The organism is Aeromonas sobria, assembly GCF_000820145.1.
Taxonomy (GTDB): Bacteria; Pseudomonadota; Gammaproteobacteria; order Enterobacterales; family Aeromonadaceae; genus Aeromonas; species Aeromonas sobria.
On record NZ_CDBW01000022.1, the window covers coordinates 35,815 to 57,226 of the forward strand.

The 21,412-nt window shown below is 59.0% G+C and carries 18 protein-coding genes; 8 read left to right on the forward strand and 10 right to left on the reverse strand.

Annotation, left to right across the window (positions count from 1 at the left end):
- The first annotated feature begins 91 nt into the window (after window positions 1–91).
- From livG to glpG, 4 genes are all read left to right on the forward strand, one after another.
- Complete coding sequence (gene livG, locus BN1135_RS11180) at window positions 92–865, forward strand: high-affinity branched-chain amino acid ABC transporter ATP-binding protein LivG (RefSeq protein ID WP_042021094.1); 774 nt, start codon at window positions 92–94, stop codon at window positions 863–865.
- Window positions 866–886: 21 nt separating this feature from the next.
- Complete coding sequence (locus tag BN1135_RS11185; RefSeq protein WP_042021096.1) at window positions 887–1,588, forward strand: ABC transporter ATP-binding protein; 702 nt, start codon at window positions 887–889, stop codon at window positions 1,586–1,588.
- A gap of 122 nt (window positions 1,589–1,710) precedes the next feature.
- Window positions 1,711–2,034, forward strand: a complete 324-nt coding sequence (gene glpE, locus BN1135_RS11190; RefSeq protein WP_042021099.1) for a thiosulfate sulfurtransferase GlpE — start codon at window positions 1,711–1,713, stop codon at window positions 2,032–2,034.
- Entirely contained in the window at window positions 2,031–2,876 is an 846-nt protein-coding gene (glpG, locus tag BN1135_RS11195; RefSeq protein WP_042021100.1) for a rhomboid family intramembrane serine protease GlpG, read from the forward strand. Before glpE ends, glpG begins: the two co-directional genes overlap by 4 nt.
- A 69-nt stretch (window positions 2,877–2,945) precedes the next feature.
- On the opposite strand, the gene BN1135_RS11200 is transcribed toward glpG, so the two are convergent.
- Entirely contained in the window at window positions 2,946–5,381 is a 2,436-nt protein-coding gene (locus BN1135_RS11200) for a VolA/Pla-1 family phospholipase (protein WP_042021102.1), read from the reverse strand.
- A gap of 297 nt (window positions 5,382–5,678) precedes the next feature.
- Between BN1135_RS11200 and ubiK the strand changes: the two genes are divergently transcribed.
- Window positions 5,679–5,936 carry a ubiquinone biosynthesis accessory factor UbiK gene (ubiK, locus tag BN1135_RS11205; RefSeq protein ID WP_042021104.1) on the forward strand — a complete coding sequence of 86 codons (258 nt, stop codon included), beginning with the start codon at window positions 5,679–5,681 and terminating at the stop codon, window positions 5,934–5,936.
- Between the two features lie 57 nt (window positions 5,937–5,993).
- Here ubiK and BN1135_RS11210 read toward each other — a convergent pair whose 3' ends face one another.
- The 6 genes from BN1135_RS11210 to trxA form a co-directional block, all read right to left on the reverse strand.
- Entirely contained in the window at window positions 5,994–7,025 is a 1,032-nt protein-coding gene (locus BN1135_RS11210; protein WP_223290125.1) for a sensor domain-containing diguanylate cyclase, read from the reverse strand.
- Window positions 7,026–7,230: 205 nt separating this feature from the next.
- Window positions 7,231–7,929: an NAD(P)H-flavin reductase gene (gene fre / locus BN1135_RS11215; protein WP_033135871.1), complete on the reverse strand. Its 699-nt coding sequence runs from the start codon at window positions 7,927–7,929 to the stop codon at window positions 7,231–7,233.
- 155 nt (window positions 7,930–8,084) lie between these two features.
- On the reverse strand, window positions 8,085–9,554 hold the full coding sequence (gene ubiD / locus BN1135_RS11220) for a 4-hydroxy-3-polyprenylbenzoate decarboxylase (protein ID WP_042021108.1): 1,470 nt from the start codon (window positions 9,552–9,554) through the stop codon (window positions 8,085–8,087).
- 33 nt (window positions 9,555–9,587) lie between these two features.
- Window positions 9,588–10,586: a hypothetical protein gene (locus tag BN1135_RS11225; protein ID WP_042021111.1), complete on the reverse strand. Its 999-nt coding sequence runs from the start codon at window positions 10,584–10,586 to the stop codon at window positions 9,588–9,590.
- A gap of 108 nt (window positions 10,587–10,694) precedes the next feature.
- A complete protein-coding gene (gene rho / locus BN1135_RS11230) occupies window positions 10,695–11,960 on the reverse strand; it encodes a transcription termination factor Rho (protein WP_042021112.1) in 1,266 nt (421 codons plus the stop codon).
- 209 nt (window positions 11,961–12,169) lie between these two features.
- Window positions 12,170–12,496: a thioredoxin TrxA gene (trxA, locus tag BN1135_RS11235; RefSeq protein ID WP_005339416.1), complete on the reverse strand. Its 327-nt coding sequence runs from the start codon at window positions 12,494–12,496 to the stop codon at window positions 12,170–12,172.
- A 113-nt stretch (window positions 12,497–12,609) separates the two neighbouring features.
- Here trxA and rhlB point away from each other — a divergent pair, with 113 nt between their 5' ends.
- The 3 genes from rhlB to BN1135_RS11250 are packed head-to-tail and all read left to right on the forward strand — an operon-like array spanning window position 12,610 to window position 15,691.
- On the forward strand, window positions 12,610–13,902 hold the full coding sequence (gene rhlB / locus BN1135_RS11240) for an ATP-dependent RNA helicase RhlB (RefSeq protein ID WP_042021114.1): 1,293 nt from the start codon (window positions 12,610–12,612) through the stop codon (window positions 13,900–13,902).
- Between the two features lie 13 nt (window positions 13,903–13,915).
- Window positions 13,916–15,406 carry a guanosine-5'-triphosphate,3'-diphosphate diphosphatase gene (gene gppA, locus BN1135_RS11245; protein ID WP_042021116.1) on the forward strand — a complete coding sequence of 497 codons (1,491 nt, stop codon included), beginning with the start codon at window positions 13,916–13,918 and terminating at the stop codon, window positions 15,404–15,406.
- A 30-nt stretch (window positions 15,407–15,436) separates the two neighbouring features.
- Complete coding sequence (locus BN1135_RS11250) at window positions 15,437–15,691, forward strand: Rho-binding antiterminator (RefSeq protein ID WP_042021118.1); 255 nt, start codon at window positions 15,437–15,439, stop codon at window positions 15,689–15,691.
- Window positions 15,692–15,758: 67 nt separating this feature from the next.
- On the opposite strand, the gene BN1135_RS11255 is transcribed toward BN1135_RS11250, so the two are convergent.
- From BN1135_RS11255 to prlC, 3 genes are all read right to left on the reverse strand, one after another.
- Entirely contained in the window at window positions 15,759–16,520 is a 762-nt protein-coding gene (locus tag BN1135_RS11255) for a class I SAM-dependent methyltransferase (protein ID WP_244830759.1), read from the reverse strand.
- Window positions 16,521–16,574: 54 nt separating this feature from the next.
- Window positions 16,575–19,124, reverse strand: a complete 2,550-nt coding sequence (locus BN1135_RS11260; protein ID WP_042021119.1) for a putative bifunctional diguanylate cyclase/phosphodiesterase — start codon at window positions 19,122–19,124, stop codon at window positions 16,575–16,577.
- 206 nt (window positions 19,125–19,330) lie between these two features.
- Window positions 19,331–21,373, reverse strand: a complete 2,043-nt coding sequence (gene prlC, locus BN1135_RS11265) for an oligopeptidase A (RefSeq protein WP_042021122.1) — start codon at window positions 21,371–21,373, stop codon at window positions 19,331–19,333.
- Between the last annotated feature and the right edge of the window lie 39 nt (window positions 21,374–21,412).

The window sequence follows — 21,412 nt, forward strand, 5'->3', positions numbered from 1 at the left end:
AGAAGTTCATAGATGTCTCTGATCTGTCGATGCGCTATGTGGCCGAATGGCTGGCAGTGGCTTGCTCCACATCGAATAGGGAGCTGAAAAAATGAGTGCCAATCAGAAGTTATTGGAAGTCTCTGATCTGTCGATGCGCTTTGGGGGTCTGCTGGCAGTCAACGGGGTCAAACTGGATATCGACAAGGGCGAGGTGATCTCCATCATCGGCCCTAACGGCGCGGGCAAGACCACCATCTTCAACTGCCTGACCGGCTTCTACAGCCCGAGTGGCGGCACCATCCGCTACAAGGGTGAAGAGATCCAGGGGCTGCCCGGCCACCTTATCGCCCGCAAGGGAATAGTGCGAACCTTCCAGCATGTGCGGCTGTTCAAGGAGATGACGGCGGTGGAGAACCTGCTGGTCGCCCAGCACCAGCACCTCAACACCAACTTTATCGCCGGTCTGTTCAAGACCCCGGCCTTTCGCCGGGCGGAGCAAGAGGGGCTGGAGCGAGCCGCATTCTGGCTGGAGAAGGTGGGGCTCACGGATCTTGCCAACCGCGCCGCAGGCAATCTGGCCTACGGCCAGCAGCGCCGCCTCGAGATCGCCCGCTGCATGGCAGCCCGGCCCGAGCTGCTGATGCTGGATGAACCGGCTGCAGGCCTCAACCCGAAAGAGACCGACGAGCTGGATGAATTGATCACCTCTTTGCGGGACGAATTCGGCGTCTCTGTGCTGCTGATCGAGCACGATATGAAGCTGGTGATGGGCATCTCCAACCGCATCTTCGTGGTCAATCAGGGCACACCGCTGGCCCACGGCAAGCCGGATGAGATCCGCAACAATCCGGCAGTGATCAAAGCCTATCTGGGCGAATCGTAGGCATAGGCATTAGGAGTCACGATGTTAGAACTTCGCAACGTATCGACCCACTACGGCAAAATTCAGGCGCTGCACGATGTCAGCGTCGAGGTAAAAGAGGGGGAGATCGTCACCCTGATCGGTGCCAACGGCGCTGGCAAGACTACCTTGCTGATGACCCTCTGTGGTGAACCCAAGCCCAGCAGCGGCTCCATCTGGTTTGAAGGTGAACAGATCAGCTCCCTCACCACCGCCCGCATCATGCGCAAGGATATCGCCGTGGTGCCGGAAGGGCGCCGCATCTTCGCCCGCCTGACGGTGGAGGAGAACCTGTTGATGGGGGCCTTCTTTGTCGACAAGGCCGAACAGCCCGCCCTGCTGGATCAGGTGTTCACCCTGTTCCCGCGGCTGCACGAACGGCTGCAACAGCGGGCGGGCACCATGTCCGGCGGCGAGCAGCAGATGCTGGCCATCGGCCGCGCCCTGATGAGCAAACCGCGCCTGCTGCTGCTGGATGAACCCTCGCTGGGGCTGGCCCCCATCATCATCCAGCAGATCTTCGACACCATAGAGCAGCTGCGCCAGAAGGGGATGACCATCTTTCTGGTGGAGCAGAACGCCAACCAGGCGCTCAAACTGGCCGACCGCGGCTATGTACTGGAGAACGGCCACGTGGTGCTGCAAGACACGGGCGCCGCCCTGCTGGCCAACCCGGCCGTACGGCAGGCTTATCTCGGTGGCTGAGCCTGGAACGGCGCTGACATAACGACAAGGGAGCCGCTGGCTCCCTTATCTTTTGTGGGGTTAGTTTGCGCCCCGGCTTGCGGTACACTGACCGGCAATCAACCTATTCGCAGGACATTTCAATGGACCAGTTTGCCCATATCAGTGCCCATGATGCTCACCAGAAACTGAGCGCCGGTGATGCTCGACTGGTGGATATTCGCGACCCGCAATCGTTCGAAACGGCCCATGCGGTCGGCGCTTATCACCTCACCAACGGCTCCCTGGTGCACTTTATGAATGAAGTGGATTTCGATACCCCGGTCATAGTGATGTGCTATCACGGCAACAGCAGTCAGGGGGCGGCCCAGTATCTGCTGCAACAGGGCTATGACGAGGTCTACAGCATGGATGGCGGCTTCGAGGCGTGGCGCCGGGAGTTTCCCATCGAGGCAGGCGAGGCATGATCCAGCTGCTGGTGCTCGACAACGCCCGCATGGCGCAGGCGCTGGTGGACTATCTGGCGACCCTGGGCATCTCCTGCGAACTGACCCAGTCAGAGCTGGGGGTCACCATCTGGCTGGCGGACGAGCAGCGCCTCGCCCAAGCCCAGCTGGAGGTGAAGCGCTTCCTGACTGAACCAAACCACCCGCGCTATCTGGAAGCCTCCTGGCAGTCTGGCCAAGCCAATGCCCGCATTGACTACAGCAAGGGGATGATGGATCCGGTCACCGATTTTCTCCATCAAGCAGGGCCACTGACCCTGGTGGTGATCATCGCTTGTCTGGCCATCTACGGGATCGATGCCATCGGCCTGCCCATCTACGATGAGCTGGCGTTCCACCCGACCTTGACCCAGTTCACCGACTGGCAGGCATGGCGCTATTTCACCCCCGCCCTTATCCACTTCTCGGTGCTCCATCTGGTGTTCAACTTGCTGTGGTGGTGGTATCTGGGGGGCCAGATCGAACAACGTCTTGGCAGCGGCAAGCTGCTGATCTTGCTGCTGATCGGGGCGGCCTTGCCCAATATCGCCGAGTTCTTCGTCAGCGGCCCGCTGTTTGGCGGCCTCTCTGGTGTGGTCTATGCCCTGCTCGGCTACTGCTGGCTGCGCAGCAAGCTGAAACCGACCTGTGGCCTGACCCTGCCACCGGCATTGATGGGCTTTATGCTGTTCTGGCTGGTGCTCGGTTTCTTCGACATGCTCGGTGCCAAAACCGCCAATATGGCTCATCTGGTCGGCCTGCTGGTCGGCCTGCTGGTCGGCCTGCTGCAAGGCTGGCTGGATAGAAATCACCAACCTGCCTGAGATGTGCAAGCCGCCTGCATAAACGAGAACGCCGCCCCGAAGGGCGGCGTTTTTTTACACGCCAGGCAGTTACTGCTTGATCAGGGTGTCGTCGCTCACCTTAACCACCGCACCGCCACTCATAAAGAAGCTGGCGAACTGGGTCTGGATCTCGGTGGTGACCGCGCCAGCCTGATCGAAGTTCTCGTCAGGGGCCAGCAGCGAGCTATGGCCCCCTTTCAGGAAGCGTGCAGCATGGTGACCTGCCGGGAGCACGCCGGAACCCTTCAGCTCTTGCAAACCCAGCACCCGGAACAGCGGCTCGGTGCCACCCAGCGGCGCGGAGGCGATGCTGTTGGGGATCACCTGATCCGGCAAGCTGAGCGCACCATCGCCAACAATTTCGGTGGCGAACAGCGGGAAGCTCTTGGCGACGCCACTGCCCAGATTGATCGGGTCGGCAGAGTCCAGCACTGACTGGGCGGCAAAGGTATAGCTCTGCAAGGTGCTCGCCGCACCCGCCTGCGTGGCCGCATCCAGACTGGGCAGGAACTCGTTGACGAAGCAGTTAGCGGCAGCCGTTTTGCAGTTCGGTGCATAGGCGGTAAAGCCCGCTTTCAGCTCCGGACTGCCCGAGGTGAGTACGCTCATCTTGATGGTCGGCCCGAAGCTCGGCGAGTTGAGCAGCAGCGGCGCGATACCGCCACCCGGCATCGCCAGACCACCGGTATCAAACTTGAACAGGGCATCAGCCTGGGCACTGCCGGTGGTCTGATTGGCTACCGCCAGCAGATTGGCTCCGGCAATGGCCCCCAGCGAGTGGCCGAGGAAATGCACCTTCAGACCGGCACCGCCCAGTTGGCCACCCAGCCCCCTGGCATTGGCCAGACCGACTGCCAGTCGCAGCCCCAGCAAATCGGCCACGCTCTGTTTCAGGTTGTCCCGCGCCACCGTCAGATAGCCCAGATTCAGGTAAGGAGTCGGGTTTTCGGAGGTGGTGACGGTATCTTTGCTGCCACTCAGGGCATAACCACGCTCACCGTGCAGCGGATGATCGATCACCACCACTGCGACACTTTTACTGGCACTCAAACCTGCGCCAATCTGCCCCAGCGCCAGCGCATAGGCGTTCTCCTTGATGGAGGTGACCCCGTGCTGATAGATGATCACATCGGTAATGGTATTGAGCGGTGTGGCGGCAAAGATCCGCAGCGGTACCGATTGCACTTCGGTCAGGGTCGGCAGCGGGTTGAAGCGGCCGATATTGCGCTCGGCATCCAGCGGCTTGCCGCCAGAGGTGATAGTCACTCCGATCAGTTTGCTCGCCTCGGTCAGCAGTGCACTCTGACGGCTCGGGTCGGCCATCATCTCACCCAGCAGCGCCGGATCCACACCCGCCCCGACCAGTCCACCGATCACCTCGGTATCGCCCGCTTTCAGGGCGTTGGCGATGGCATAGAGGCTGGGAATAGCACCGTGCCAGGATTGGGTCTTGGCCTTGTCCCAGGAACCGGCTATCGCTGGGGTTGAGAGGAAGTAAGGGAGCTTGACGGTGCCGGTGTAAACCTTGGTTTGGTTGGCGACAGCGGTAAGCTGCGTACTGTTGGCAATAGTGGTTGCCAACAAGCTCTTCTGATCTGAAGGCAGGAACGGCTCACCGGCCAATTGGGTCAGGAAATCCACGCCGCCATTAAGGCCGCTGATGGTATAGGTTGCCGGCAAGCTGGTATTGCCTTTGGCATCCTGTTTCCACAGCGATGCGGCGTCCAGACTCAGGCTCTTCAGCACGGCAGCGGCGGCACTCTTCACCGCCAGCAGCACATCAGGACCAGATTGGGTGGCAAACCAGTCGGAGAAGATCACCCGATCGCTGGTGATCCCGGTGGCCTCCTTGAACAGCCCCTCCTGCAGCGTAATCAGACCGTTGATGGCCTGATCCTGCGCGCTGCTGCCTGCTGTCGATTTGAAGCTGCTGTAATCACCACCGGCTTTCAGCGGTGTCCCCAGACTGTCCTTAAGGGAGTCGGTCGCCACGATCATGTAATAAGAAGAGGGATTGAGCGGCTTGAGCGGTACCAGATTGAGTTTGCCGCCGCCATCGCTCACCACAAAGTCGGTGCCATAGGTCAGAGGCTTGTTGTTCTTCACCCCGACGGGTCGCTGAGTCACCGGATCCAACACCAGCTCGAGCAGATAGAGTGGCGCAACGGCAGAGGCATACTCGCTGGCCGCCGGTGCCGGCACAGATACACCGGTCACGGTCGCCGGTACCAGCTGGATAGGTTGCGTTGTAGACCAGCCATCCAGGGTGGAGAGCGCAGACACTGGGTTGGAGAGATCCTGCGTCTCTGTTGCAAACTTCAGGGTGCCGTCGCTGGCTCGGGGGGCCAGCACACTCGGGCGGAGGCCGCTGGCGCCACTCAGGGCATAGTCGAGGGAGCTGGTGGTATCGCCCTTGTTTTCATCTCCCCCACATCCGGCCAGCAGGGCGCTGACAACGGCTGCATAAATTAGCTTCTTCTTCATTTTTTGTTCTCTTTATAGGTTGTTGTCCATCACAAGCCAACGAAGCATTCACCACTTCGACTGCAAGAAGTTAACATAAAACCAACAACCAACGAGACTCGCGTTGGTCATCTTCTGCTCAGGTTTGTGGCGAGAATCAAGGTTTTACGTCAACAAAGGGGCGCAAGGGTAACAACAGCGGAGGATTAACCAGACCCGACCAGACAGCGCTCGCCTTCACGACTAAAAAGCCGCCGCGATCTCGGCAAAGTGAGGGAATTGTCGGTAGAATGTCAGCCAACGCTTAAGGAGAACGTCATGATCGACCCGAAGAAACTGGAAGAGATCGCCAAGCAGGTACACAACTCCCTGCCGCCCGGCATTCGTAGCATGGGTGAAGAGGCCGAGAAGAAGATGCGTCAGGTACTGCAAGCCCAGCTGGGCAAGCTGGATCTGGTCAGCCGCGAAGAGTTCGACGTGCAGACCAAGGTGCTGCTGCGTACCCGGGAAAAACTGGCCGCCCTCGAAACCAAGCTGGCTCAGCTCGAACAGCAGTTCGGCGCCAAAGGCGAATAACAAAAACCCCAGCTCGGCTGGGGTTTTTGTTATGTGATGGTCAGCCGAATGGCTCAATCAAGCATGTAGCAGATGCCAGGCCCGTTTTCCCCGTGCCTTGGCTTCATACATGGCCCTGTCCGCCACATCCAGCACCTCTCTTAACGACAATTCGGCCTCCCATAGAGCAATGCCGATGCTCATCCCGACCCGGAGCGGACAGTCGGGTTGCGGCACATAACGCTGTATCTCGCTGATCAGGACATCGGCCAACTGGGCCGAGGTGTGACTCGATACCTCATGATGCAGATGGACCACAAATTCATCGCCACCGTAGCGGCCACACAGTGCCGACGTCGGCATGATGCGCCGCAACCACTGCGCGATCTGCTGCAGCACCCGGTCGCCACAGGCGTGACCCAGCTGGTCATTGATCCCTTTAAAATCATCCAGATCGATAAACAGCAAAGCCCTTGGCCCCTGCGGCTTTAACTGCTTGAAGGCCTTGCCAAATCCCTGCCGGTTGAGCAACCCGGTCAGGGCATCGCTGTTGGCTCGCTCTGCCAGCTGTAGCTCATACGCCTTGCGCTGGGTGATATCGATGTGGGAACCCATGATCCGCAGCGGCTTGCCGTCACCATCCCAATCGACGACTCGCCCCCGATCCCACAGCCAGGTAATCTCGCCCTCCGGGCTGACGGTGCGATATTCGGCTTCATAGCAGGGAGTCAGCCCCTGCAGGTGGTTATGGTAGTGGGTCAGGGTGTGGCTACGATCATCAGGATGGAGCTTGGCGCTCCACAGATCGAAATGAGGGGCCATATCTCCGGCCTGGAAGTTCTGCAGATTGAATACCCGCAGCTCACCGGTGGGAATGGAGCCCTGCCAGAGGCAGATACCGGTGCCATCGAGGGCGGCATTGAGCTTCTCTTGCAGCAGGTTATTGTCACGCTTCAGGGCAGCTATTTCAGCCTGCAAACGGGCACGTTCACCACCATGAAGAGGCGGGTTTGGCGTCGCGGCCCATTCAGCACGACGGGCCTCACCCGCGACATCCTCTGCCGATACCCGGCCCTCTTCACTCAACGCTACCCCTCCTTGTGCTATCACTTCGGATATCCTTATCCAGCCTGCTGATCATCACCGACCAAGATGCCACCAGCCACGGCTAATTAGTAGCCATTCATCTCAAAAATGACGAAAAATCATGGGATAACACCGCGTTCGTCGCGCCACGCCCGCTCACGATAACAACCCCGAAAACACAACAGCCCCCGGTCACACCGGGGGCTGCATCAGCCAACCCTGCTGTTGGTCAGATAAATTCGTAGGCATCACCGAAGATGCGCTCCGGCTCGGCACCGAGGATCTTGAACTCCTCCCGCGCCGCACCCGCCATCTCGAAACGACCGGCGACATAGATGTCGTAGTCGTGCAGACTGACGAAGTCATCCATGATCGCCTTGTGCACCAGCCCACTCTTGCCAGTCCAATCAGCCTCCGGCTCCTGCACCACCGGGATGAAGGTGAGCGGTGCGTAGTCACGCTCCCACTGCTGCATCTGCTCCAGCTCGTAGAGCCAATGAGCCTGACGCACCCCCCAGTAGAAGAACACCGGGCGCTTGCTGCCTGTGTCGATCAGATATTCCAGAATGGAGCGGGCGTAAGAGAAGCCGGTGCCACCCGCCATCAGGATCAGCGGACGGGGGGACTCATCACGCAGGAACGCCTTGCCAGCCGGCAATTCGACCTCGATCTCACCCTGCTCGCGCATCCGGGCCAGCACCTGACCGGCGTAGGCATTTTCGGGAGTGGCACCAATTTGCAGCTCCAGCACACCCGGGCGGGTCGGCGAGTTGGCGATGGAGAAGGGGCGCTTGTCCGAATCGCTCATCACCACCAGCAGATACTGGCCCGGCTTGAAGCTGATCTCTTGCTGCGGCGTCAGGGCCACATGCCAGATGGTGTCGACATATTCGCGCAGTTCCTCTACGCGGCATTTGATACGTTGCATTCTTGTCCTTGTGGCGGGCTCGCTCGGCCCGCTTCGCTCATTGTTTCACTATGGAATGACGACCAGCAGCCCTGGTCCCGTCAGTCGAGAATACTCAAATCAGTGCGGATCGCATCACTTTTTGCAGCAAATGCCGCAAAGTGGCCATCTTTGGCTCAGCTGAGGATATTTAGCTCATCCCAAATGGTATCGATCTTCTGCTTCACCGCCTCGTCCTGCACGATGGGCTGACCCCACTCACGACTGGTCTCACCCGGCCACTTATTGGTGGCATCCAGCCCCATTTTGGAGCCGAGCCCGGAGACCGGTGAGGCGAAATCCAGGTAGTCGATCGGGGTGTTTTCGATCAGGGTGGTGTCCCGTGCCGGGTCCATTCGGGTGGTGATGGCCCAAATCACATCGTTCCAGTCGCGGGCATTGATGTCGTCATCGCAGACAATCACGAACTTGGTATACATGAACTGGCGCAGGAAGGACCAGACCCCCAGCATGACGCGCTTGGCATGGCCCGGGTAGCGCTTCTTGATGGTCACCACCGCCATCCGGTAGGAGCACCCTTCCGGTGGCAGATAGAAGTCCACAATCTCGGGGAACTGTTTTTGCAGCAGCGGTACGAACACCTCGTTCAGCGCCAGCCCCAGCACTGCGGGCTCATCGGGCGGACGACCGGTGTAGGTGCTGTGGTAGATGGCATCCCGCCGCTTGGTCATATGGGTAATGGTAAAGACCGGGAACTCGTCCACCTCGTTGTAGTAGCCGGTGTGGTCGCCATAAGGCCCTTCCGGCGCCATTTCACCCGGTTCCAGATAGCCTTCCAGCACGATCTCGGCGCTGGAGGGCACCTCCAGATCACAGCTTATCGCTTTCACCACTTCGGTACGGCTACCGCGCAGCAGACCGGCAAAGGCATACTCGGAGAGGGTATCCGGCACCGGCGTCACAGCGCCGAGAATGGTTGCCGGATCGGCACCGAGCGCCACCACCACCGGGAATCGCTCACCCGGATGGGCCTCTTGCCATTCGCGAAAATCGATGGCGCCGCCGCGGTGATCGAGCCAACGCATGATCAGCTTGTTCTTGCCGATCTTCTGCTGGCGGTAGATACCGAGGTTCTGTCGCTTCTTGTAGGGGCCACGGGTAATGGTAAGGCCCCAGGTAACCAGCGGCGCCACATCGCCAGGCCAGCAATGCTGGATCGGGATCTGGTCGAGATCGACCGCATCCCCCTCCTGCACCACCTGCTGGCAGGGGGCAGAAGAGAGCCGCTTGGTCGGCATGTTGAGAACCTGCTTGAAGATCGGCAGCTTCTCCATCAGCTCCTTGAGACCACGGGGCGGCTCAGGCTCCTTGAGATAAGAGAGCCAAACCCCGACCTGACGCAGGGCACCCACATTCGGCTGGCCCATGCCCATGGCCACCCGATCCGGGGTACCGAACAGGTTGGTCAGCACCGGCATGGTGTAGCCTTTGGGATTTTCGAACAGCAGAGCCGGGCCACCTGCACGCAGGGTGCGATCGCTGATCTCGGTCATCTCCAGATAGGGATCTATCTCGCGAGTGATGCGCTTGAGTTGTCCGTTTTGTTCCAGCTGCGCGATGAAATCACGCAAATCCTTGTATTTCATGCAAGTTCCCAACCGGGTTCAGGAGGTTGTGCATTATAACCCTGGCCGCACATCGGTTGTACCCGTATCGGGTAACAGACTCGGGGCGATGGGAGGGGGGTCACGCTGTCCCAGACGCCTGACCAGTGCAGAGAGCAACAGCGGCTCGTCCACTTCCATCAATAAACCCGCCACCAGCGCACCGTATTGGCGGTTGGAGAGTTCCGCCAGCAGATAGCTTTGGGCCTGCTGCGGCAAGGGAGATAGCGCGCTCAACTGGCGCAGGGCGGGCTCTTTCAAATCCGGGTTAACACTGGCCGCAATCAATAGATCACTGGCCGCCGCGCCTTGATGGAAGTGACTGATGGTGGACAGCGCCATCAACGCATCCTGATCCGCCGGCTGGCGCCACAATCGGGCATAGAGTGCTAGCTCGCCGGTACGTTCCAGCAGATAGCGCAACAACTGGTTGTCGGGCAGATAGATATTCTGGCCCGCCAGCTGGCGGGCCTCCCGACCCCAGATCGACGGCGGCACTTGGGCAAGGGCCAGCAACAGGGCTTGCTGCTGCATGGCAAGGTCGGGGTTACGGCTGTAGTAAATGGATTTTAGCGCAAAGCTCCCCTGGGCAAGCTGCTGGTGATAGCTCACCACCAGCCGCTGGAGTTGCCATTGACCAAGCAACTGGCGGGCGCGGGCGGAAAAATCGTAGGCAGGTTGCTGCACCAGAAAACCGTCTACCTGCTGCTCCAGTAGCCACTCGGGGGCCTTATCGGCCTGAGCCTCGACCCACTGTTGCAACTCGGGGGACACAGGGGCGGTAACAGGAATATCTCGCAGCAGTTGCAACAGTAGGAACTCCCGCTGCTCACGGCTCAGGGTTGCCAGCAGGGTGTCGATGGCAGCAAATTGCCCCTGTTGCAGACGGCTCGCCAGATAGCGCTGGTGCGTTTGCAGAGTCTCAACGGTCACCGGCAATGAGGCTGATGCCACTTGGGCATGGAGCGGCATTGCGAACAGCAACCCAAGCCAGAACCAAAAAATGGGTTTCATGACGTCTCTATCCTTGTGACATCGGGATTTCATACTACTAGGGCGACCGGAAAACAGATAAACAAAAACCGCGACCAGGGCCGCGGTTTCGTCATTTTGTGACCGGACTTACTTCTGCTGGCGCCGCATGGCGTCAAAGAACTCGTCGTTGGTCTTGGTGCCTGCCAACTTGTCGATCAGGAACTCGATGCTATCGATCTCGCCCATGGGGTGAATGATCTTGCGCAGGATCCACATCTTCTGCAGCTCGTCAGGCGCTGTCAGCAGCTCTTCCTTACGGGTGCCAGAACGGGTGATGTCGATGGCCGGGTAGATGCGCTTCTCGGCAATCTTGCGCGAGAGGTGCAGTTCCATGTTACCGGTACCCTTGAACTCTTCGTAGATAACCTCGTCCATTTTGGATCCGGTATCCACCAGCGCGGTCGCGATGATGGTCAGGCTACCGCCCTCTTCCACATTACGCGCGGCGCCGAAGAAGCGCTTGGGACGGTGCAGGGCGTTGGCATCCACACCACCGGTCAGTACTTTGCCCGATGACGGGATGACGGTGTTGTAGGCGCGCGCCAGACGGGTGATGGAGTCCAGCAGGATCACCACGTCCTTCTTGTGCTCGACCAGACGCTTGGCCTTTTCGATCACCATATCGGCAACCTGAACGTGGCGGGAAGCAGGCTCGTCAAAGGTAGAAGCGATCACTTCACCTTTCACCATGCGCTGCATCTCGGTCACTTCTTCCGGACGCTCGTCGATCAGCAGGACGATCAGTTCACAGTCCGGGTGGTTGTAGGCGATGCTCTGGGCGATGTTCTGCAGCAGCATGGTCTTACCGGCCTTGGGCGGTGCCACGATCAGACCACGCTGGCCTTTACCGATGGGGGATGCCAAATCCAGTACACGGGCAGTGATGTCTTCGGTAGAACCGTTACCCCGTTCCATGCGCAGACGTTCGTTGGCATGCAGCGGAGTCAGGTTTTCAAACAGGATCTTGTTGCGGACGTTTTCCGGACGGTCATAGTTGACCTCGTTGACCTTGAGCAGTGCGAAATAACGTTCGCCCTCTTTCGGTGGTCGGATTTTGCCGGAAACGGTATCGCCAGTACGCAGGTTGAAGCGGCGAATTTGGCTCGGGGAGACGTAGATATCGTCCGGGCCAGCCAGATAGGAGCCATCTGCACTACGCAGGAAGCCAAAACCATCGGTCAGGATTTCCAGCACACCGTCGCCAAAGATATCCTCACCACCCTTGGCGTGCGCCTTGAGGATCGCGAAAATAATATCTTTCTTGTGCGCCCGAGCCAGATTTTCCAACCCCATGGATTCGCCAAGCTTGACCAGCTCGGACACAGGAGTGTTCTTTAATTCAGTCAGATTCATAGTGGTGAAAGTCTGTAAGCAAGGATTGAAATGGGAGGAGACAGTCTGCTGGATTGGTGCTGTTCAGATTTGACTTGCCAGCCGACTTTTGCAAAAGCGGGTCTGACAAAAAGGTTAGCAAACGAGCGATAAATTAGCACTAATCGGGATGAGCGTCTAGGTGATAAAACAGAAGGAGCGCATTATTGCAATGCGCTCCCCTTAGGTTATTACAGGTTGCCGTCCAGAAACTCTTTCAACTGAGTCTTGGACAGTGCACCGACCTTGGTCGCTGCCACTTCGCCATTCTTGAACAGCAAGAGGGTCGGGATACCACGAATGCCGTACTTGGGCGGAGTATCAGAGTTATGGTCGATGTTCAGTTTGGCCACGGTCACGCGACCTTCGTACTCTTGGGCAACTTCTTCCAGGATCGGGGCAATCATCTTGCACGGACCACACCATTCGGCCCAGAAGTCGACCAGGACGGCGCCATCGGCTTTGATTACATCTGCCTCGAAGCTGGCATCGCTCAGCTGAACAATCTTGTCACTCATCTCCAACTCCAGTCAGTAAATAAGGCTTTATTGATACGTCAACAAAGGCAATAGTTGCCCTATTTGAAATGATCCTGTTTATTAATGCAAGCCTAACCTGATAACCTACCGCCATGAGCAAAACACACTTAACGACCGAAAAATTCGCCCAAATGGGCCTCGAACCCGAAGTTCTGGCTGGTCTGGAATCAAAGGGATTTCACTATTGCACCCCCATCCAGGCACTGTCTCTGCCACTGCTGGTAGAAGGTCATGACCTCGCTGGTCAGGCTCAGACAGGAACCGGCAAGACCATCGCCTTCCTGGCCGCCACCTTCAACTATTTGCTGACTCACCCACTGACCACTCCCCGTCTGGTTAATCAACCCAGAGCCATCATCATGGCGCCCACCCGGGAACTGGCAGTACAGATTTACAACGATGCCGACAGCATCGCTGCCTCTACCGGCCTGAAACTCGGCCTCGCCTACGGTGGCGAAGGTTACGACAAGCAGTTGGCTGTGCTGGAGCAGGGTGTCGACATCCTGATCGGCACCACAGGTCGCATCATCGACTACTTCAAGTCCAAGGTGATCGATCTGAGCAATATTCAGGTCGTGGTACTGGATGAGGCCGATCGCATGTTCGATCTGGGCTTCATCAAGGACATCCGCTTCCTGTTTCGTCGCATGCCTGCCCCGACCGAGCGCCTGAGCATGCTGTTCTCCGCGACCCTCTCCCTGCGCGTGCAGGAGCTGGCCTACGAGCACATGAACCACCCGGAACACGTGCAGGTAGAGCCGGAGCAGATGACCGGCGTACGCATTCAGGAAGAGCTGTTCTACCCCTCCAATGAAGACAAGATGCTGCTATTGCTCTCTCTGATGGAAGAGGAGTGGCCAGAAAAAGCCATCGTGTTCGCCAACACCAAGCATATCTGTGAAGACGTGCAGGCGTGGCTGGAGAATGACGGCCACCGCGCAGGTCTGTTGACTGGCGACGTGCCGCAGAAGAAGCGGATGAAGATCCTGGAAGACTTCACCAAAGGGACGCTGGACATCCTGGTCGCTACCGACGTGGCTGCCCGTGGTCTGCACATCCCTGACGTGACCCACGTCTTCAACTATGACCTGCCCGACGACGCCGAAGACTATGTGCACCGTATCGGTCGTACCGGTCGTGCCGGCAAGAGCGGCCACTCCATCAGCCTGGCCTGTGAAGACTATGCCTTCAACCTGCCAGCCATCGAGGAGTACATCCACCACGCTATCCCGGTCAGCAAATATGATCGTGAAGCACTGCTGGATGATGTGACTGCGCCGAAACGTGTTGTTCGCAACCGCCAGCCGGTCAACCGCAACATGCGTGACCGTCAGGGTGGCAGCAACAACAGCAACAACCGTCGTCGTCCGCCGCGCAAGAGCTAAAGGACAGGCCCAGTTGCACAACTCGCCGCTCTATGCCGCCATCGACCTCGGCTCCAACAGCTTTCATATGCTGGTGGTGCGCGAGGTCGCCGGTGCCCTGCGCACCGTCACCAAGGTCAAGCGCAAGGTTCGCCTCGCTGCCGGGCTCGATCCGGAATTTCACCTCAGCCGTGCCGCCATGGAGCGGGGCTGGGACTGTCTGCGACTGTTCTCCGAGCAGTTGCAGGATATTCCGGCCGACAACATCCGGGTGGTAGGCACCGCAACCCTGCGCCTTGCCACCAACGTCGACGAGTTCCTCAGCGAAGCGGAACGGTTACTCAACCACAACATCGAGATTATCTCGGGTGAGGAAGAGGCCAAAACCATCTACGAAGGGGTCTCCTGGACCTCTGCCGGAGAGGGCAATCGGCTGGTGATCGACATTGGCGGAGCCAGTACCGAACTGGTGATTGGCGAGCATAGTGAAGCGAAACTGCTCAACAGCCTGCACATGGGCTGTGTCACCTGGCTCAACAACCACTTCGGTGATGGCGAGCTGAGTGCCACGCGTTTCGAGCAGGCGATTGCCGCCGCCAAAGCGGTGCTGGAGAAGGTGGCGGAAGATTACCGCACCCTCGGCTGGCGCACCTGCGTCGGCGCCTCTGGCACGGTGCAGGCGCTGCAAGAGATCATGCTGGCACAAGGAAAGAGCGAGCGGGTTACCCTGCCGAAATTGCAGGAGCTGATGGGTCAGGCCATCGCCTGTGGCAAGCTGGATCGGTTGCAGCTGGAAGGGCTGGCGGCCGAACGGCTGACTGTGTTCCCCTCCGGCCTCGCCATCCTGATCGCCATCTTTGAAACCCTGAATATCGAGAGCATGACCCTGGCGGGTGGTGCTCTGCGTGAAGGCTTGATCTACGGTCTGCTGGGCAACAATCACGACTGTGATGCTAGGGATCGCACCGCCGACAGCCTGATCAGCCGCTATCAGCTGGATAAAGAGCACGCCGAGCGGGTGCGCGATACCGCCGTCGAAGCATTCACCCAGCTGCAACCAAGCTGGCGTCTATCCAAACGTTATGGTCGCCCCATCCTTCGTTATGCCGCTTTGCTGCACGAACTGGGTCTCTGTATCGAGTACAAGAAAGCACCGCAACACGCTGCCTACATCATCGACAACATCGATATGCCGGGTTTTACCCCTGCACAAAAGAAGCTGTTGTCGGCCCTGCTGTTCAACCAGCGGGACGAATTCAAGCTGGAAACCCTGGAAAAACAGGGCGCAGTCACCGCTCGTCAGGCGATCCGGCTGGCCCGCATCCTGCGCATATCGCTGATCCTCTGCATGCGCCGCACCCAGGGCACGGTGCCCAGCTTCACCCTGCAGGCCGAAGAAGAGTCACTGACCCTGACCCTGCCCAAGGGCTGGATGGATGAACACTACCTGCGCGCCAGCGAGCTGCGTCTGGAAGTGGAACGCCAGCAAAAGATGGGCTGGCCAACCCGCCTGCGGGAAGCCTGACTCAGCAACCTGCCTGCTTTGGAGTCGATCATGCCGGATTATCAACCCATCAGCTGCGATCTCTACGACTGGCTCGAAATTGCCGCCAGCTGGCAACTGCCGGTGACGCTCACCAGTCGCGATGGTCGTCAGCGGGATGACAAGATCCGCACCATAGAGGCCTGTGAAGGGGTCGAATATCTGCTGCTACACAGTGGAGAACGGCTCAGTCTGGCAGAGCTGGCGACCCTGCGCCTGAACTGGCAAGGGGAAGATAAGCTGATCCGCTTCGCTTCAACCAACTGAATCAATTAAAAAAAGAGGGCCAACCCAGGTTGGCCCTCTTTTTTTCATCCAGCATTCAAAGCGACAGTTAACCCGTCGCCAGCGCCGCCATCACATAGACATCGAAGCGGTTACCCTTGGTCTCGATGGCCATGCTGGGTTTGTGTTCATTGAGCCAGCCAGCATAGGCCGGGCGCTTTACCACCACCCGCTTGTTCGCCATCTTGAGCGCCGCCGGCAGCAGGGCATCCGCATCGAGATCCGGCCCCACCAGCGACTGGAACACCCGCATCTCTTTTTTCACCAGCGCCGACTTCTGCTTGTGGGGGAACATGGGATCGAGATAGATGACATCAGGCCGCTCGGTCAACGCCAGCAGGTTATCCACCGCCGGGCCTTGCAGCAGTTGCATCCGCTCGCTGACCCAGGGGCCAATCTCGGGATCCTGCGCCGCCCGCGCCAACCCATCCTGTAACAGGGCTGCCACCACAGGGCTACGCTCGATCAGGGTCACCTTGCAACCGAGGGAAGCGAGCACGAAGGCATCACGCCCCAGTCCCGCGGTGGCATCCACCACGGTCGGAGTGGCTCCAGCCTTGAGCCCCACCGCCTTGGCGATAGACTGGCCACGGCCGCCGCCAAACTTGCGCCGGTGAGCCACCGCCCCTTCCACAAAATCCACATAGACGGCACCCAGCTTGGGTTCATCCAGCTTGCGCAGCTCCAGTCTCTCTTCAGTCAGTACCAGCGCAAACGGGGCCACAAACTCCACGTCGGCAAGGCGTAAACGCAGGGCGTCGAGCTCGCCATCACGGGCGGGTACTTCACTGAAAACCTGAATATGGGGCATAGGAGGCAGACTCATGGCACGTACAGAAGCGGCCATGATAACAGAAGCGGTGGATCAGCTCACGACAGTGAGGTTCATCCCCTGACGGTTGAGGGCGAGGTAATCGGTCAGGTCGTCATAGGCCAGCGGGCGGCTGAGCAGGTAGCCCTGAGTGAAGGCACACCCCTTCTGACAGAGGAAGTTGAGCTGCTCACGGGTTTCCACCCCTTCGATCACCACCTCCATGCCGAGGTTGTGCACTATGTTGATGATGCCATCCAGCAGCAGTCTATCCTGCTCGTTGAAGGGGATATGGCGCACGAAAGAGCGGTCGATCTTGACCAGATCCACCGGGAAGGTACGCAAGTAGTTGAGCGCCGAGTAGCCGGTGCCGAAATCATCGATAGCCAGCAGGCATCCCGCTGCACGCAACGCATCGATCCGCACCCTGTGCTGATCGCTACTCTCCATCAGCAAGGATTCGGTAATTTCGATGACGATGTCGGCAGGATCAAGCCCGTAGTGCTCAATCACCTTGAGCCACTCACTCGCCTCCGGATCTATGGTCTGGAACTCCAGAGTCGAGCGGTTGATCGACATCTGCATCTGCGGGAAACCGGATTGCTGCAAGCGCGCCAGATCCCGGCACGACTGCCACAACACCAGCGCCCCCAGCCCCTGAATCAGGCCCGCCTCTTCCGCCAGCGGAATGAACTCGGCGGGGGAGACCTGTCCCCATTGGGGGTGATACCAGCGCACCAGCGCTTCCAGCTTGGCGACCCGTCCACTGCGGTTATCCCAGATGGGCTGGTAAGCCATGGTCAACTGCTCCAGCTTGATCGCTTCGGCCAGATCCTGCTGCATCTGGTGGCGCTGACGCACCTCTTCCCGCATGGTCGCACAGTAGGTGCCGAGCAACCGTCCCTGCCGCTTGGCCGCAAACAGCGCCTGCTCGGCGTTGCGCAGCAGCTCGTCGCTCTCGCTGCCATCTACCGGACAAAGGGTCATGCCGATGGTCGCGGTGACATAGAGCTGCTGGTTGGCCAGCATGAAGGGGCGAGCAAAGCTGCCGATCACCTGCTTGGCAAACACCTCTGCCTGACGGCGGGTGACGATACCGGGCACCAGAAAAGCAAACTCGTCGCCGCCGATACGGGCCACCATATCTTCGGTACGCACCCGGCTCACCAGTCGATCCGATACTTCCCGCAACAGGGCATCACCGGCCTGGTGATCCATGCTGTTGTTGACCGCCTTGAAGTTATTAAGATCGAGCACCATCAGGGAAAAGCGTTCGCCCCGCTCGCAAAAACGGGTCAAGCAGCGGCTAAACAACCAGCGGTTGGGCAGGCTGGTGAGAGTGTCATAGTTTGCCTGGGCGGCGATCTTCTGCTCAGCCTGCTTGGTTTGGGAAAGATCGCTGAAAATGGCGATATATTGCTGTATTTTCCCCGCTTCACGCAGGGTACTTATCATCAGCTGCTGGGGATAGAGTTTGCCGTTCTTGCGTTTGTTCCACACCTCGCCGCGCCACACCCCCACCCGCTCCAGCGCATGGTACATGTCGGCATAGAAGGTCTGATCGTGTAGCCCGGATTTGAGGAGGCTGGGACGCTGGCCACGGGCCTCGTCACCACTGTAACCGGTGATCTGCTCGAATGCCGGGTTGACCGAGATGATGCGGCTATCGGCATCACACACCAGAATGGCCTCAGAGAGGTTGTCATAGACCCGGTGCGAAAGTTTAAGCTGTTCGGCATGACGCTTGAGGGGATCGATATTCTCCAGCAGCACCATCAGGTAGTCCGGCTGTTGTTGCTCGTCATTGATGAGGGTAACCGTGACCCGCCCCCACAGGATTTCCCCCCCTTTGCGCAGGTAGCGCTTCTCCAGCGTAAAACGACTGCACTCACCGCGGTGAATTTGCTGGTAGCACTCGAGACTGCGTTGCCAATCCTCGGGGTGATTGATGTCAGAGATGGATCGCTGCAGCAGCTCGTCGAGGGAATAACCCAACATCTTTTCAATGGCCGGATTGGCCCAGAGGATCCGGCCAGTGAGATCGAGCTTGCCGATCCCCACCGGAACCTCAAAAAGCATGCTCTGCAAAACATGGGGTGCATCAGGCACAGGCTGCGGCAGCTGTCGCTGCAACAGCAACGCCAGCTCGCGACCCGCCAGTGGCCCCAGCAACCTGAGCAAGCCCATCACCCGACCCATATCAGCCTGGGGCTGGCGATAGAGCAAACTGCAGACACCTATGGTCTCGCCGTCAGCATTCTTGAGGGCAATCCCGACATACGCCCGGGCTTGCCACTGCCGGGCAAGTGGCATCTCGGGGAAGAGCTGTAGCAGACGATCGCTGAACCAGGCTTCCCCCTCCTGCCAGGTAATGGCATCAGGAGAGTCAGTCAGTGGCAGCGTCAGGATATCCGGGTCAAGGGAGGAGGGGTAGGCCGCCTGCACCGTCAAGTAGGTGTCATTGAGCGCCCCGCTGGAGATCAGGACGACATCAGCCATCACAGCAGCGGCGATTTCACTCACAAAAGTATCGAAATATCCCCGCCCGCTCGAATGAGCCAGACTGGAGATGATTTGATAGACGGAATCGAGAGCTCGCCTCATGGCAAGTGGCTTTCTCACCTTGACTGATTAGAACACGACTCTACTGAAGAGCCGCAGGCAGTGCAAATATGCAATCAGCAAGATATTAAAAAGCCTTGAAAAAAGGGACCATAAGGTCCCTTTTTGTCGCACCCGTCACAAGTTGACCCTGCAAGGTCACAAATATGTACCTGCTTGAAGCTCACCCCGCCGCTGGAGGGGAGATATCACGCAGCGATCCCGCTGTGGCGCAGCAGGGCATCCACCTTGGGCTCGCGGCCACGGAAGGCACGGAACAGCTCCATTGGCTCTTTCGAGCCGCCCTTCTCCAGAATGTGCTTCAGGAAGGATTGGCCGGTGACCGGATTGAAAATCCCCTCCTCCTCGAAGCGGGAGAAGGCGTCAGCAGAGAGCACTTCAGCCCACTTGTAGCTGTAGTAACCCGCCGCATAGCCACCTGCAAAAATGTGGGAGAAGCTGTGCTGGAAGCGGTTGAACTCTGGTGGCGTCATCACGGCCACCTGACTGCGCACTTCGGCCAGCAGGCTCGGGATCTGATCCGGGTTGGCCGGGTCAAATGTCTGATGCAACCGGAAGTCGAACAGAGAAAACTCCAGCTGGCGCAGCATCTGCATCGCCGCCTGGAAGTTGCGGGCCGTCAGCATCTTCTCCAGCAGATCGGCAGGCAGCGGCTCGCCGGTCTCATGATGGCCAGAGATAAAGGCCAGCGCCTCGGACTCCCAGCACCAGTTCTCGAGGAACTGGCTCGGCAGCTCCACCGCATCCCAGGCCACGCCATTGATACCGGCGACACCGGCCACGTCGATGCGGGTCAGCATATGATGAATACCGTGACCGAACTCGTGGAACAGGGTGACCACTTCGTTGTGGGTAAACAGCGCTGGCTTGCCATCCACCGGGCCGTTGAAGTTGCAGGTCAGGTAGGCCACCGGCTTTTGCAGCGAGCCATCCTGACGGTAACGACGACCCAGGCACACATCCATCCAGGCGCCGCCCTGCTTGTGTTCGCGGGCGTAGAGATCGAGGTAGAAGCTGCCACGCAGCTCGTCTTCGGCATCGAAGATGTCGTAGAAGCGCACGTCTGGGTGCCAGGTGTCGATACCAAGGCGCTCGCGCACCTTCATGCCAAACACCCGCTTAACCACTTCAAACAGCCCCTTCACCACCTTGCTGGCGGGGAAGTAGGGGCGCAATTGCTCGTCGGAGATGGAGAATTTGTGCTGCTTGAGCTTCTCGGCGTAATAAGCGAGATCCCAGGCGGCCAGCTCGCCCTGACCATGTTGTTCGGTGGCGAAGGCGCGGATCTCCTCCAGCTCGGCTTTGCCTTGCGGCAGGGATTTGGCCGCCAGATCGGTGAGGAAGCTCACCACCTGTTCGGTCTTGTCCGCCATCTTGGTCGCCAGCGACAGCTCGGCATAGTTGGCAAAACCAAGCAACTGGGCCAGTTCGCGGCGCAGGGTGAGCAGCTCGCTCATGATGGCGGAGTTATCCCACTTGCCCGCATTGGGGCCCTGATCCGAGGCACGAGTGGTGAAGGCCTGATACATCTCCGCACGCAGTTCGCGGTTGTCCGAGTACATCATCACCGGCAAATAGGAAGGGATATCCAGGGTGAACAGCCACCCCTCCTTGCCCTTGAGCTCGGCCATCTGGCGGGCAGCGGCCCGCACGCTATCGGGCAGACCGGCCAGTTCGACTTCCTCGGTCACCGGCTTGTGCCAGCCCTGGGTGGCATCCAGCACATTGTTGCTGAAGCGGGAGGCCAGCTCGGAGAGGCGGGCCTGAATTTCGCCGTAACGCTGCTGCGCCTCGGCAGGCAGACCGATACCGGAGAGGCGGAAGTCGCGCAGGGTGTTGAGGATTTCCTTGCGCTGGGCACCGCTCAGCAGCGGGAAGTCATCGCTTTGGGAGAGGCCAAGATAGGCTTGATAGAGCCCTTCATGCTGGCCGACATAAGTCTGGAACTCAGAGAGCAGCGGCAGGCAGGCATCATGTGCCACTCGTAGCGCTTCGCTGTTAAGGACGGAATTAAGGTGGCTGACCGGTGACCAGATCCGAGCCAGACGGTCATTGACCTCTTCCAGCGGGGCAATCAGGCTATCCCAGGTGTGGGTTTCATTCTGGGCCAGCACATCGCTGATCTTCTGCTTGCAGTCAGCGATCGCCTGTACCACGGCAGGTTGCACCTGCTCTGGCTGGATCTGGCTGAAAGGGGGCAGTGCATCCATTGTCAGCAAAGGGTTATTCATCCCGGTTACCTCTTGTTAGGTCTTGAACAGACCGCTTTA